The 12,183-nt window shown below is 42.6% G+C and carries 16 protein-coding genes, 1 tRNA gene and 1 pseudogene; 9 read left to right on the top strand and 9 right to left on the bottom strand.

All coding sequences use genetic code 11. The annotated features are described in order from the left end of the window. Positions 1 to 222 precede the first annotated feature (222 nt). The 6 genes from KZ793_RS01805 to KZ793_RS01785 all read right to left on the bottom strand — a co-directional run bounded on the left by KZ793_RS01805 (position 223) and on the right by KZ793_RS01785 (position 2,635). The gene (locus KZ793_RS01805; RefSeq protein ID WP_225812998.1) at positions 223 to 441 is read right to left on the bottom strand and encodes a hypothetical protein; all 219 of its coding nucleotides are present in this window, start codon (positions 439 to 441) and stop codon (positions 223 to 225) included. After that, complete coding sequence (locus KZ793_RS01800) at positions 441 to 806, bottom strand: hypothetical protein (RefSeq protein WP_225812994.1); 366 nt, start codon at positions 804 to 806, stop codon at positions 441 to 443. The genes KZ793_RS01805 and KZ793_RS01800 overlap by 1 nt, the downstream gene beginning before the upstream one ends. A 13-nt stretch (positions 807 to 819) precedes the next feature. Then, positions 820 to 999: a hypothetical protein gene (locus KZ793_RS01795; protein ID WP_225812993.1), complete on the bottom strand. Its 180-nt coding sequence runs from the start codon at positions 997 to 999 to the stop codon at positions 820 to 822. After that, complete coding sequence (locus tag KZ793_RS01790; RefSeq protein ID WP_225812990.1) at positions 992 to 1,165, bottom strand: hypothetical protein; 174 nt, start codon at positions 1,163 to 1,165, stop codon at positions 992 to 994. Before KZ793_RS01790 ends, KZ793_RS01795 begins: the two co-directional genes overlap by 8 nt. Next, complete coding sequence (locus tag KZ793_RS22500; RefSeq protein WP_255619125.1) at positions 1,158 to 1,286, bottom strand: hypothetical protein; 129 nt, start codon at positions 1,284 to 1,286, stop codon at positions 1,158 to 1,160. The genes KZ793_RS01790 and KZ793_RS22500 overlap by 8 nt, the downstream gene beginning before the upstream one ends. A gap of 407 nt (positions 1,287 to 1,693) precedes the next feature. Next, complete coding sequence (locus KZ793_RS01785; protein WP_225812988.1) at positions 1,694 to 2,635, bottom strand: hypothetical protein; 942 nt, start codon at positions 2,633 to 2,635, stop codon at positions 1,694 to 1,696. Positions 2,636 to 2,901: 266 nt separating this feature from the next. Between KZ793_RS01785 and KZ793_RS01780 the strand changes: the two are divergent. Beyond that, positions 2,902 to 2,997, top strand: a pseudogene (locus tag KZ793_RS01780) (ATP-dependent helicase); the annotation flags it as partial. 332 nt (positions 2,998 to 3,329) lie between these two features. Here KZ793_RS01780 and KZ793_RS01770 read toward each other — a convergent pair. Beyond that, positions 3,330 to 3,406 (bottom strand) — tRNA-Arg (locus KZ793_RS01770). A 196-nt stretch (positions 3,407 to 3,602) separates the two neighbouring features. Here KZ793_RS01770 and folD point away from each other — a divergent pair. From folD to KZ793_RS01730, 8 genes are all read left to right on the top strand, one after another. After that, on the top strand, positions 3,603 to 4,478 hold the full coding sequence (gene folD, locus KZ793_RS01765; protein ID WP_225812986.1) for a bifunctional methylenetetrahydrofolate dehydrogenase/methenyltetrahydrofolate cyclohydrolase FolD: 876 nt from the start codon (positions 3,603 to 3,605) through the stop codon (positions 4,476 to 4,478). Then, a complete protein-coding gene (gene ybcJ, locus KZ793_RS01760) occupies positions 4,478 to 4,690 on the top strand; it encodes a ribosome-associated protein YbcJ (protein WP_118986624.1) in 213 nt (70 codons plus the stop codon). The genes folD and ybcJ overlap by 1 nt, the downstream gene beginning before the upstream one ends. Positions 4,691 to 5,450: 760 nt before the next feature. Beyond that, on the top strand, positions 5,451 to 5,867 hold the full coding sequence (locus tag KZ793_RS01755; protein ID WP_225812984.1) for a DUF2170 family protein: 417 nt from the start codon (positions 5,451 to 5,453) through the stop codon (positions 5,865 to 5,867). A 20-nt stretch (positions 5,868 to 5,887) separates the two neighbouring features. Continuing rightward, the gene (locus KZ793_RS01750; protein ID WP_225812982.1) at positions 5,888 to 6,571 is read left to right on the top strand and encodes a PspA/IM30 family protein; all 684 of its coding nucleotides are present in this window, start codon (positions 5,888 to 5,890) and stop codon (positions 6,569 to 6,571) included. Between the two features lie 64 nt (positions 6,572 to 6,635). Then, positions 6,636 to 7,298: a YjfK family protein gene (locus tag KZ793_RS01745; RefSeq protein WP_225812980.1), complete on the top strand. Its 663-nt coding sequence runs from the start codon at positions 6,636 to 6,638 to the stop codon at positions 7,296 to 7,298. Further along, positions 7,299 to 7,736, top strand: coding sequence for a DUF350 domain-containing protein (locus KZ793_RS01740; protein ID WP_225812978.1), 438 nt, complete (start codon positions 7,299 to 7,301; stop codon positions 7,734 to 7,736). It begins immediately after the preceding gene. Between the two features lie 11 nt (positions 7,737 to 7,747). After that, positions 7,748 to 8,629: a DUF1190 domain-containing protein gene (locus KZ793_RS01735; RefSeq protein WP_225812976.1), complete on the top strand. Its 882-nt coding sequence runs from the start codon at positions 7,748 to 7,750 to the stop codon at positions 8,627 to 8,629. Between the two features lie 112 nt (positions 8,630 to 8,741). Further along, positions 8,742 to 9,908 (top strand): glutathionylspermidine synthase family protein, encoded by a 1,167-nt coding sequence (locus tag KZ793_RS01730; protein ID WP_225812975.1) that lies wholly within the window; start codon positions 8,742 to 8,744, stop codon positions 9,906 to 9,908. Positions 9,909 to 10,067: 159 nt separating this feature from the next. Here KZ793_RS01730 and KZ793_RS01725 read toward each other — a convergent pair whose 3' ends face one another. After that, positions 10,068 to 10,895, bottom strand: a complete 828-nt coding sequence (locus KZ793_RS01725) for a nucleotidyltransferase domain-containing protein (protein ID WP_225812972.1) — start codon at positions 10,893 to 10,895, stop codon at positions 10,068 to 10,070. A 5-nt stretch (positions 10,896 to 10,900) separates the two neighbouring features. Further along, positions 10,901 to 12,127, bottom strand: a complete 1,227-nt coding sequence (locus KZ793_RS01720; protein WP_317987435.1) for an RtcB family protein — start codon at positions 12,125 to 12,127, stop codon at positions 10,901 to 10,903. Between the last annotated feature and the right edge of the window lie 56 nt (positions 12,128 to 12,183).

Raw genomic sequence — 12,183 nt, 5'->3', positions numbered from 1 at the left:
AAGCACCAATCATCTATCAGTATGGGAGAGGAGGTAGCGCCAGAGTAGGATTTATCTTAATCGGAAATGGTAACTCATGTGGTTGTAAGGGGTTTTCCCTGATGTCTTTTCTCCAGCCAGCTTCTGAAACCTTCCTTATTAATGTGCTTTTCTTTCAGATAACTCCAACCTTTCGGTCAATCTATTGAGATGAGCGTTGTTAGTGATATTAAGCTCTCATAGTTATTTATTTCTCTCATGGTGTTCTTGTAGGTGGATGGAAACTGTTTTATCTAGCGCCTCAATAACATCAAAAACGATGCTGTATGCTGCTGTAATAGCCCCTGAGCATTCTTCGTTCTCATCGGTGTTAGGTAGGCTATCCGTAACCAAAGAAAGCATAGAGCGTACTTTCTTTAATTGCGCTGTCTGTTGTTCGATTTCAATAAAATCGATAGTCATTATCTGCCTCCTTTTCGGGCTAGTTCTTCGACCAGCCAATAGGCAACATTACCGGTTAATTTGCTAAGCAAGGAGTAAATAGCTTCAAGCTCAGGCTCAGTCATTTCATGTGGGTAACTTTCCAACATTCGGCAAATGATTTCTGCTTGGCATGCTTTCTCAGCCACTTCAGGGAGAGTGATTTCATGGCTCATGCTTGGTTCCTCCATCTGAAGTGCGGTTGCATCTGGTAGGCCGTCCAGAATGGTTATCACTGAATCAACCATGTCCGGCACGTTACCGTCGTCAGTGGTTAGAGCTTTCATCCAGACAGACAGCACCGTCTGCGCTTGCTGTACTCGGCTAATTACTTCCTCAAGGGACATATTTGACAGTGGGTCATGCTGCTACCTCCCGCGCGTAATTGAGGAGAACATGGGTAAAGCCATCTTGCTCCGCCTTCTGTAATGCGTTTGCGGTGGTATGTTTGTTGGTGGAAGAAATGACCTGATAGCTGATGCCCACTGCCAGTCCACGTTTATTGACGTCATAACCTTTGATCTGAAAATAGTTACGCATCGCTACCTCTTTTGAAATCATGTGCCTTACGGGCGGTATCTTCGATGATGCTGAGCAGTTCCATTTGAACCATACGTTCTTCTTCATTGCTCGTCAGAAACTGAGCAGCAGCGGCTAGGCATTCAATTTTGTTCATCGCGTCAACGAGGTCAAGAGAATTATGCATGACGTAACTCCCGAGCTAGTGGGCGGACGGCAAAGGGTAGGATGAAATGAGGCGCCAGAACGCGGCTGGCTTCTGGTTTGGTAGAAGTCCTAACAGAGACACGGTAAGGTTTGATCGTCATGTCAGCGCGTGACAGGGCCAGAATATGATACTCAAATTTAGGGTGAGATTGGGTTGGGATTAAACACCTAGCCTTTAAAAAAGGGATGGATGTGGAATGCCTTCACTTTTACTCATCAAACACTCCGGTTATCAGTAGGTATTGCCAGATGTTTTAATATACTTTGATTACTAAATCAATTGTATAACCTAATTCTTTGTTATATGAGTAGCTTACTCAGTGGCATAAATTTACTATATAAATAGTTTTAAAATAAAACTGTCGTTATCAATAAAGTCTTTGATAACAGTAAAACTTTGGAAGATTTCACTATTCATTATCATTCTATCCTATCTTATGTTACAGATGGATCATTTAGACATCACTAAAATCATAAATATCTGCTATGTTCTCTGAAAAGTTTATATTCATGTTCTATGCCGGTAATCCGTTAAAAGGAAATCTTTATATTTACCTGGTAAAAGTGCAACTTCTCCCCAATTAAGCTCTTTTGTCCAATATCCAGTCCCAACGGAAGTAATAGAGGCATAAAAAACAATGATACGATTTTCTGCTCTCCCAGAAACTATTCTTCTGGGTTCAGCGACTTTATTCCAGACTCTAACTCTGAAATCTGCATAATGTTTCGGAATATTAAGTTTTAACCAAACTGTAGAATGATTAGTGTGTTTATCTATCTTCGTTATTTCACCAAAATAGAAGTTTGGGATTTCAACTTCATCGTGTATATCGTTAACATCTTTCAATGAATCGCAAAAAAGGTAACGATTAGAATATCCGGTTTCATCAACAATAAAGATCTCTCTATAATAATTATTTCTGAAGTTGGCACAGAGAGATTGAACACTGGTTATTTTGCTTGGGAGTTTAAAAGTCTGGCCATTATGTCTTGATACAGGAACGTCGACTATTCGCCCCTCTTTGCTTTCGAAGTGTGTCTCAAACGGTTCTTCGTCACTATCATAAGGTTCACGGAGATTGTTTTCGGGTCTCTCCTGCATAAATCCATCGATAATGATCAATTCTTCATCTTCAATCGCTTTCTTGGCTTCTTCCTCACTTGAGTACCGTTTGCCAGTAACAGCACCACTTCTTAAAAGGCAGAAAGGTGCATCTGGAGTTGGCAAATGTCTGAAAAGAGCGTTACGCCCATCAGACATAACGGAAGATTCAGGATCCGAAGGTACCCTTATGAGAGGTTCGTAGCATTGAGGACAAATCAAGTGCTCCTTCATAACTAACTGATAATCAAGAGGTTCAACCTCATTACGTACAAGCTGAGCAATACCATGAATACGTTTATCCCAGTTAGGATCATAATAAGCGTAAGCTATGCGACGACCAGTCATACGAAGAAATCCTCTATTGTTGTAAGTCTCCGATGCTATAATGAATAACAAAATAAAATGTGAAATGAAATAAGTTTTAAGTATCTTCTGATTGAATGTATGAATTTTATGGCATTGGATCCTACGTTGTTATTAGCATTGAAATAATTTAGTTGGTAGGTAAAAGTTACTTTATTTTTTACAAAGCTGTTAAGAAAGCGAAATATTTATTTGTTTGTTAAGTAATCATTAAACAACTATAAGTTTTACTTGTGACTTTTTAGACCGCGATTGAAAAAATGGATGAAATAGTGATGGAACGGCGCAATTCAAAACGTGAAATACAGGATATTTTATTAGAAGCAATGGAAAAGAGAATATGAATTTATCGGATGTGAGGTGTGATCAGTAAGATTATTCATCCTACTAAAATAGCAACCAAAATTATTATGTCAGGAATAATATAGTGGCTACCAGATATTGATCTGAAAGAGATGTCCGAGCTAACAGGAAAAAGCTATCCGACTCTATGACGAACGTGGATAAAAAAGGAAAGAATTCCCCAAGCCAGAAAAAACTTTAGGTGGAACATTTCTTGGATGGCCTGAAAATGTATATGAGGCATGGGTAAAAGAATAAAACTCTAACAGCACCCGTTAGAACACCCGCTTTCCTAACAACACTTGCAGAAGTGCAGGTAACTCTTTGATTTTCTTGGCGCGCCCTACAGGATTCGAACCTGTGACCTACGGCTTAGAAGGCCGTTGCTCTATCCAGCTGAGCTAAGGGCGCATCTTGAGAGATGAGCTGCATCGGTAATGCTCTGATGCGGGGAGAGATTATACGGTGACAAACCCTTGAGTCAATGGCTTTTCTGCTTATAAATCTTCATCTGGCTATTTTCTGATTATCAATAAAACTGACAGCACGTTTATGTTCTGACAAAATAGGCTGTATCCCAATGTTTGATTTATGGATTTATTCGTACATGCCAGCAAAAATTATTGACGGGAAAACGATTGCGCAGACAATCAGAAGTGAAGTCGCAGTGCGTGTTCAACAACGTGTTGCTGCGGGAAGACGCGCTCCTGGTCTTGCCGTTGTGTTAGTCGGCGAAAACCCTGCTTCTCAAATTTATGTCGCAAGCAAACGCCGTGCCTGTGAGGAAGTCGGGTTTGTTTCCCGTTCCTATGACCTGCCAGATACCACCAGCGAAGCAGAATTGTTGAATCTTATCGATCAGCTTAATAATGATTCAGAAATTGATGGAATTTTAGTTCAGCTCCCTTTACCTGCCGGTATTGATAACGTCAAAGTTCTGGAACGTATCCAGCCTGATAAGGATGTTGATGGCTTCCATCCCTATAATATTGGTCGTTTGTGTCAACGTGCTCCAAAGCTGCGCCCCTGTACTCCGCGTGGTATCGCAACGTTGCTTGAGCGTTGCGGAATCAACACTTATGGGTTGAATGCGGTCGTTATCGGTGCTTCAAATATTGTTGGTCGCCCAATGAGCCTGGAGTTGTTATTGGCTGGCTGCACCACCACGGTGACTCATCGTTTTACTAAAGATTTACGCTACCATGTGGAGCACGCAGATTTGCTCATTGTGGCTGTTGGTAAACCAAACTTTATCCCTGGTGAGTGGGTTAAACCCGGCGCTATTGTTATTGATGTCGGAATTAATCGCTTGGAAGATGGAAAAGTCATTGGTGATGTTGATTTTGAAACCGCATCAGAGCGTGCAAGCTGGATCTCTCCGGTTCCTGGAGGGGTTGGCCCAATGACAGTCGCTACTCTTATCCAGAATACCTTGCAAGCCTGCGAGGAATACCACGATGTGGAAAAAATTGAAGGTTGTTAATGGAAATTTTTTATTTAGAAGGCCATCCTCATGTGGCGCTGTGTGATCTGTTGAAGTTTCAAGGGTGGAGTGAAAGCGGTGCTAGCGCTAAAGCGGTTATTGCTGAAGGTCTGGTTGAAGTGAATGGTCAGATAGAAACCCGTAAACGTTATAAAGCTATAACCGGGCAGGTTGTTACCTTTAATGGTAAATCTGTTCACATTAAAGAATGATTAAAATGGGCTCCCTTAAAAATGAAGGGAGCCGTAGATTGTGGGTAAAGTCCTAGCTTTTTGACTGAGGCTGACTGAAAAAGTGTTTAATCGGTATGTTTGGCAAGTGGGTTAAAGCGCGATTAAGCTTGATTTGATTTAGGGATTTATAGGTTGAATACCTTTGGATAAATCCGATAGGTTATTGCGGTTAGTCAACCGAAGTATCTGTCGTTAAAAAGTACCTCGATGAAAAATAATGAAAATGTAAAAAGGTTATGATGGTAAATAAGAATCGAACCTTAAACTTAATGTACAAGTTAATCTCTGGTAAATGTAGAAAGCGCTAATAAGTAGAAAAGCTTTTTTATGTCGGAAATAAACGGGATGATGAAAAATATTTTAGCTTCGATATTAGCTGCAATAAACGGATAACCAAAATGGATACTTTCATTAACCTAAGTTGATTTTACTGGAAATTTTTATTTTACCTCGTAATGCTCTATTTATCTTGTTCACGGTTATACGTTTAAGCTGTAGGTAATCAACCTTAGTATAAGCGTGGTTTTAATCATCCAGCGGGTTGAGTTTTACATGCGAGCTCTCTTATGGTGTTCTGCGCCGGTGGCATTTAGGTATTAAAAGCTCACTTAGCAAATGGTATAAAATTTTAATCCTGTTCGGTGAATATGCAGTATTTAAGGTGTTGTGCGTTTTTAATTCAATATTTATTGAAAAATGTTTAATCTGATGATAATTTAAACTTAATGTACTGATTTTAATGATAAAACAAACCAGTGGAGTAGATAGTTTGGAATTAAATCAAGTGATTAAAGTGCTTAATGAATCTGGTAACAACTGGACTGTAGAGCAAATAGGTGAATGTCTTGCAATTACTAACGAAGATGGAATTAAAGCACATCTGGCTATTTGTGGCAGACAAATTACAGTGGAAGCATTACTGTTTTCGGAAGAGAATGTTTTAGATCCCGCTTCCTTAAATCAGTTTATTTTAGAAACGCACAAGATGATTCCTCTGACTTCAGTTGGAATAACTAAAGTAGATGGTCAATCTTACTATACCGCTTTTGGTTCATTGTCATCAGAATCAAAACAGGAAAGCGTTGTTATCGAAGTCTCTACGTTGTTTACCAACATCACTGAACTTCTTGATGCGTATTCTGAGTTCCTAAAATAATAATATAGAGGGAAATATCAATGAATGTATGGAAAAAGCTTTTTAAGGCCATCAAAGGAACGGTAAATAACGCGGCAGAAGCTGTTGCTGATGGTAACGCACTGACGATTCTTGATCAGGAAATCCGTGAAGCAAAAGCAGAAATCCGCCGTGCGGATGAAAGTCTGGTTAGCATTATTGCTAAACGAAAAATGGCAGAGAAAAGGGTTGCGGATATCAAAAACAGTATCGCAGAGTACGAGGGTTATGCTCGCTCTGCTGCGGGTAAAGGTGATAATGGGCTTGCTCTGGAGTGTGCTCAGAAAGTTGCAACCTTGCGTGACGAACTGGAAAGAGAACAAGGGTTGTTTGAATCATTCCAGAAGGCTGAAACGACACACCGACACAATGTGCAAGAAGCGAAGAAGAAGGTGTCTCAGCTTGAGAACCAAGTTGATTTGGTTAAGGCAACTGAACAGGTGCAGAAAGCCCAGGCCGCGACTCAAAGCTCTGTTGTTGGCGCTTCTTCAAAAACATCTACCGCCCTTGATTCCCTTGAACGTATCAAATCACGTCAGGCTGAGAAAGCGGCTCAGTTCGAGGCTCAGCAAGAGCTCCACGATAGTATGACTTCTAGCGATCTGGATAAAAAGCTTAAAGAGGCAGGCATAACTTCAAACTCTGCGTCAGCAGAAGATGAACTGGCACGTATTCTTGGCAAGTAAATACTGAGTTGTTAAATCGAGATCCTGCTTTTTAAAGTGGGATCTTCCTATTAAGAGATATTCTATGTTTTCCAAAATCGCAGATGCGTTTAAGAACGCATTCGGGGGTAAGGCAGTTGTACCTGTTGCTCCAAGGGTGCCAGAAGTATTAGGTTTGCGTATTGGTGGTGCACTTGAGATAGACCCGTTGATGCTAAAACTGATTGAGTCTGACCTAACGATCGAAAATGCGGCTTCAACTCAGCTTATATGTTCCGTTGGTGTTGTTGATTTAGGTGATAACGTACGTTTGGTTCGTTATTACACCGATGACGAAGGTTACCTTCAACTGCTGCAAGAAGGTGAGGGGGATGACGGCGTGAAGGAAGTGAGCCTGTGGTACTTTTACGAAACTAAACCGATCGATTCACAAGCTCAATGGGATACGCTGATTGAAAACGGTATCGTTACACCAAGCAGGCGATATGATCTCGATGGTACCCAGTTCTCTCAGTTATGGGACAACATTAAGCCTGTGGCTGTTACCGAGAAAACTTACAGTAAAGAGGGTCACATAACCGAAACTGATCAGTTTGTGATGGTGTATACGCGTCAGATTGCTCATAACAGAACAGAAGAACTTCAGGTGGTGGGAGAAGAAAAAGTTGTAGGGAGTCACTTGGATAGATTGATGGTATTGAGCACCGGTATTCAACTTAACCAAACTGATTTTAAAGTGGTGGCATAAATGATCACATTGGAAAATGAAGAACAGGCTTTCACTCAATTTATGCATGGTGTAGGCAATTTTGGTTTGTGTTTTGGTCTGGCGCTGGTTTTTTTCATCGTTTTCAAATTCATCTATACAATAATTACTCCGCATGATGAGTGGAAACTTATCAAGCAAGAGAAAAACACAGCCGCTGCGATATCGCTTGGTGGTGCGCTGGTCGGTTACAGCATCGCCATTGCAAGTGCAGCAAGCAACTCTGTCGGTGTCATTGATTTCGTGATGTGGAGTGTTGTTGCGCTGTTGGCGCAGATTGCTGGTTTCTTCATGGTTCGCATATTTATGATGCCAAAGATTGTATCCCGCATCGAGAATAATGAGGTTCCTGCTGCGGTTGTGCTGGCAGCGGTGTCAATTTCTGTTGGTCTTTTAAACGCAGCCTGCATGACTTACTGATTAGGGATTGTATGACGAACGCGAATAAAAAGCGCAGAATGCGCAGCGCAGCCATTGACATTGAGAGTAAGCGTAGATATTGGCGTGGTTTTTCATTCACGTCATTGATGCTCAGTGTGGGTTCACTCGTTGGTTGCGGTCAATCGGCGGATGAGCTGTCAATTCATGTTTATAAGGATTTGGCGTCTTGTCAGAATAATCCGAAGAATACGATCGCTGCTCAATGTGAAGCCACATACCAAGCGGTATTACGCGAAGCAGAGCGTACTTCGCAGAAATTTCGCCAGAAAGCCATGTGTGAGCTTGAATACGGTGAGTGTGAAGCAATGCCGGGGCAAGTGGGTTATCGACCGAAGATGGCCGCCTTTATGATGGCGGAGGTGAAGCCAGAACAGTTTAACAAGTACGATATTGCTGAAAAGTATCGCAATGTGTTCTACCAGCCACTATTTACTTCAATATCAGGTTATAGCGACTTGTACGGTAAGCTTTTTTTCGCTGATGGTAAGGTCATTGGCGCCTATTCTGATATTGGCAATATCCAGTACGAGATGAACCGACGTTATTTGCATCCGCTGGAGACGGTTCGCCTGCCAATGGAGAAACGAGAAGTTTCTCAAGGTGGAGCAAATGTCGTTGCAGGTATAAACCCTATACTGAGCTCCCGATCAACGGCTTATATTACATCTGGGATCGTTGATGAAATCGGTGATTACTCAGCGCGTAAGCATAAAGAGAGAATGTATCGAGAGCGCTTGATACGTGAAAAGGAACAAAAGTTTAAAAGCAGCGATTCCCGTTATTCTGGTTACGATAGCAAGCCAATTGTTACTACCAAGTCTTCTGGTGGTTTTGGTTCAACATCTTCCGCTAAATACAGTTGGGGGGGTTAACCGGCATTTAATTTGAAGGCCGGTGCCTTGTATAAAGCTATTATTGCCGCATTGAGCGCTTGCGCGATGATTTTTGCCAAGATTCAACTAAGAATGATTAAGGGTTAACGTTATGCTTCAAATCCCAACAACACCTCGTCATGATTGGAAAGTGCGAGCAAAAGAATTTGGGTTTGGTTTCCATACAATCGATAATGAACCGTACTGGACGGAAGACCGTTACTATCAGTTTACTCTCAAGCAGATTGAAGAACATATTGAAGATCCGACAGCGGAAATCCACCAGTTGAGCCTTCAAGCGGTAGAGCAAGTGGTCAACAGTGATGAATTGATGGCTAAATTCCAAATTCCAGAAGCAATATGGTCACTGGTTCGTGCATCCTGGCAGCGTAAAGATCCAAGCCTCTATAGCCGCCTTGATTTTGCTTATGATGGTAAAAACCCAGCGAAGTTATTGGAAATTAATTCAGATACGCCGACCTCTATTTATGAACATGGTTTTTTTAGCTGGCTGTGGCTGGAAGATAAGGTTAACCGTGGTGAGTTGCCTCATGCTGCTGATCAGTTCAACTTGCTACAGGAGTTGCTTGTTAATCGCTTCTGTGAACTGAAACCCTTTTTGCCATTCAACACGCTTCATTTTGCCTGCTGTAAGGGTACGGAAGAAGACAAGGGCTCGGTTGATTACATGGCTGATTGTGCCAAGGATGCCGGTATTCATACCGAGTTTGTTTACATTGAAGACATTGGACTTAGCGAGTGTGGTAAGTTTACGGATAGTAATAGCAAGATTATAGACTCTATGTTCAAGTTGTACCCGTGGGAGTTCATGTTTCGTGAAGAATATGCTCAACACTTGGTTACGGCGGGTGTTAACTGGTTTGAGCCAATGTGGAAATGCATCACCTCGAATAAGTCAATTTTGCCATTGCTTTGGGAGATGTTTCCAGGACACCCAAATCTGCTTGAAGCTTATTTTGCCGATGATCCGCAAGCCAAGCGCCTAACTCATTATGTTATGAAGCCGATATTCAGCCGTGAGGGCGCGAATATTAGTATTTATAAAGATGGCAAAGTGGTTGAAAAAGTAGATGGTCCTTACGGCGAGGAGGGTTACATTGTGCAGCAGTACACCCCATTGCCAAAGATTGGTAATAGCCATGTTCTTATCGGTAGTTGGCTCGTTAATGATACGCCCGCGGGTCTATCGGTCAGGGAAGATATTGGCAGGATCACGAAGGATACATCACGATTTGTGCCTCATATTATTTTAGGTTAATGATTCTAGAATATTCTGACTGTCTGTTTCTTCTGCGTAAATTTCCAGCCTAAAATCGGGAATTGATATATTTATTTCTGGAGCAGGGTAGAAGACCCTGCTTTCTGGCTTTTAATAAACATCCAACTTGATTGCTGAAATGTCATGTTTGTATGATTTTCATCCGTTTTTTAACCTGTATTCTCCTTCTTCTTTATCATTGTGAAGTACTGTGTGCATCAGAAGTAGATCCAATTCGGTATCTGGGAGGTGTTTTTTGTCTTTGAGTTCGCAGCGGGAAACTGAATCATCCAATTCGCGGCAGATAAAGTTATGAATGCGTTTAAAACGTGGGCTATACTCCGTTTCGTCAGCGTTACGCTTGATGGCAAGCAGAGTCTGTATTTCCTGCATCAGCGCCGTGTCTGTAACAGTTCCTGCCAGCAGGGTGTCGAAGCGCATCGGGGGTACGCCTTTACCCGCTTCGATCCAACGTACCGCCAGCAATGGGCGTAGTACATAAAGGTATTTTTTCAGCCGAATTTTCTCGCCTTGCAGATAACCCCGAAAGTTTTTCTTTGCCATTGACAGATAGTGATATCGCGCTCTGTTGTTGGAGAAATAGTCTGGTAATAGGGTACGTAGTGACGCCATAAACTCCACGTCTTCGTGGTAGATTACTGGTGAGTCTGCCCACTCCATCAGTGTCGGGTTGGCTCGTTTCAGCAACCCTAAAGTTTTACGCAGTTCCCAACCACAGATATCCAGCTCGTTGCTGATCGGTAGTTCAATGACATCCCGAGAGGGATCGACGCGTAAGTACCATGATGGCGTATGTACATAAATAAAACGTACATCGTAATCACTGTTTGTCGAGGCAAATCCCCAACCGCGGCTACCTGATTCACAGGCGTAGAGTATTCGTATTTGCAGCTCTGTCTCAAGTTGCGCCAGTTTTTGGCATATGTGTTGCTTCATGATGTCACTGATACCAAATTTCTCTTTCATTTTGATTATCCTTTTACGCAAACCACTTGACGCAGGGTGTGAACGATTTCTACTAGTGAAGACTGAGCGGCCATTACGGCCTCAATGTCTTTGTAGGCCATCGGAATTTCATCGATGACGTCGCTGTCCTTGCGGCATTCCACGTGTGCCGTGGCACGCTTCTGATCCTCTATTGTGAAGCGTTTTTTCGCTGCCGTGCGGCTTAATACTCGTCCTGCACCGTGACTGCATGAGCAGAAACTCTCTTTGTTTCCCAGACCGCGTACGATAAAGCTTTTTGCACCCATTGATCCAGGAATGATGCCTATGACGCCTTGGTGTGCCGCGACCGCGCCTTTGCGTGTTACTAACACGTTTTGGCCGAAGTGCTGCTCCTGTTGCACATAATTGTGGTGACAATTTACCGCTTCCATCGTGGCGGTGAACGGTTTTGATATTACTGTCGCCAGTGCTGCCAGTGTATGTTGCATCATGATTTCACGATTATGGCGGGCGAAGTTTTGTGCCCAACCGACCGCTTCCATATAATCAGCAAAGTGACGGCTGCCTTCCTCAAAATAGGCCAGATTACGATCAGGCAGGTTAGCGATATGTTGTTTCATGTCCTGTTGGGCAAGGGTGATAAATAGATTACCAATAGCATTTCCTACACCACGTGAGCCGCTATGCAGCATTACCCATACCCGGTCAGATTCATCCAGACACAGCTCAATGAAGTGATTACCGGTACCTAGTGTCCCTAGGTGTTGATAGTTATTGGTTTTCAGTAACTGTGGATATTTATCGGTTAGCCGTTTAAACCCGGTCTGTAACACGTTCCAATGGTGATTGACGGTTTCTGGTGGTTGCTGCCAGGCACCTTTATCCTTACCGCTATGGTTTGCCGTGCGTCCGTGTGGCACGGCGATTTCAATAGCATGGCGGATAGCATATAGGGTATCCGGTAAATCTTTGGCATTCAATGAGGTACGTACTGCCATCATGCCACAGCCGATATCTACGCCTACCGCGGCTGGAATAATCGCCCCACGAGTCGGGATAACACTGCCGATGGTAGAACCTTTACCAAGATGTACATCAGGCATAACGGCTAAATGGCTGAATATAAAAGGCATTTTTGCCGTATTCAACAGTTGTTCACGAGCCTCCGCTTCTACCGGTACACCATGAGTCCACATTTTTACTGGTGCACTGTTTGGCGCGGTCATTAACTCGTAATCGTTTGTTATCACATTGTTCTCCTGGTTACTTAGTCGTCACTATTATTATATACCCGTCATCTTTCAAG

It is taken from the genome of Photorhabdus antumapuensis (assembly GCF_020387775.1).
Taxonomy (GTDB): Bacteria; Pseudomonadota; Gammaproteobacteria; order Enterobacterales; family Enterobacteriaceae; genus Photorhabdus; species Photorhabdus antumapuensis.
The sequence above is the reverse complement of the archived record's forward strand: the minus strand, read 5'-3'. Positions and strand labels throughout refer to the sequence as shown.

Bases quoted from the DNA above. Each gene is read 5' to 3' on its own strand.
- KZ793_RS01805 (WP_225812998.1), bottom strand. From the start codon at position 441: ATGACTATCGATTTTATTGAAATCGAACAACAGACAGCGCAATTAAAG.
- KZ793_RS01800 (WP_225812994.1), bottom strand. From the start codon at position 806: ATGTCCCTTGAGGAAGTAATTAGCCGAGTACAGCAAGCGCAGACGGTG.
- KZ793_RS01795 (WP_225812993.1), bottom strand. From the start codon at position 999: ATGCGTAACTATTTTCAGATCAAAGGTTATGACGTCAATAAACGTGGA.
- KZ793_RS01790 (WP_225812990.1), bottom strand. From the start codon at position 1,165: ATGCATAATTCTCTTGACCTCGTTGACGCGATGAACAAAATTGAATGC.
- KZ793_RS22500 (WP_255619125.1), bottom strand. From the start codon at position 1,286: ATGACGATCAAACCTTACCGTGTCTCTGTTAGGACTTCTACCAAACCA.
- KZ793_RS01785 (WP_225812988.1), bottom strand. From the start codon at position 2,635: ATGACTGGTCGTCGCATAGCTTACGCTTATTATGATCCTAACTGGGAT.
- folD (WP_225812986.1), top strand. From the start codon at position 3,603: ATGCCAGCAAAAATTATTGACGGGAAAACGATTGCGCAGACAATCAGA.
- ybcJ (WP_118986624.1), top strand. From the start codon at position 4,478: ATGGAAATTTTTTATTTAGAAGGCCATCCTCATGTGGCGCTGTGTGAT.
- KZ793_RS01755 (WP_225812984.1), top strand. From the start codon at position 5,451: ATGATAAAACAAACCAGTGGAGTAGATAGTTTGGAATTAAATCAAGTG.
- KZ793_RS01750 (WP_225812982.1), top strand. From the start codon at position 5,888: ATGAATGTATGGAAAAAGCTTTTTAAGGCCATCAAAGGAACGGTAAAT.
- KZ793_RS01745 (WP_225812980.1), top strand. From the start codon at position 6,636: ATGTTTTCCAAAATCGCAGATGCGTTTAAGAACGCATTCGGGGGTAAG.
- KZ793_RS01740 (WP_225812978.1), top strand. From the start codon at position 7,299: ATGATCACATTGGAAAATGAAGAACAGGCTTTCACTCAATTTATGCAT.
- KZ793_RS01735 (WP_225812976.1), top strand. From the start codon at position 7,748: ATGACGAACGCGAATAAAAAGCGCAGAATGCGCAGCGCAGCCATTGAC.
- KZ793_RS01730 (WP_225812975.1), top strand. From the start codon at position 8,742: ATGCTTCAAATCCCAACAACACCTCGTCATGATTGGAAAGTGCGAGCA.
- KZ793_RS01725 (WP_225812972.1), bottom strand. From the start codon at position 10,895: ATGAAAGAGAAATTTGGTATCAGTGACATCATGAAGCAACACATATGC.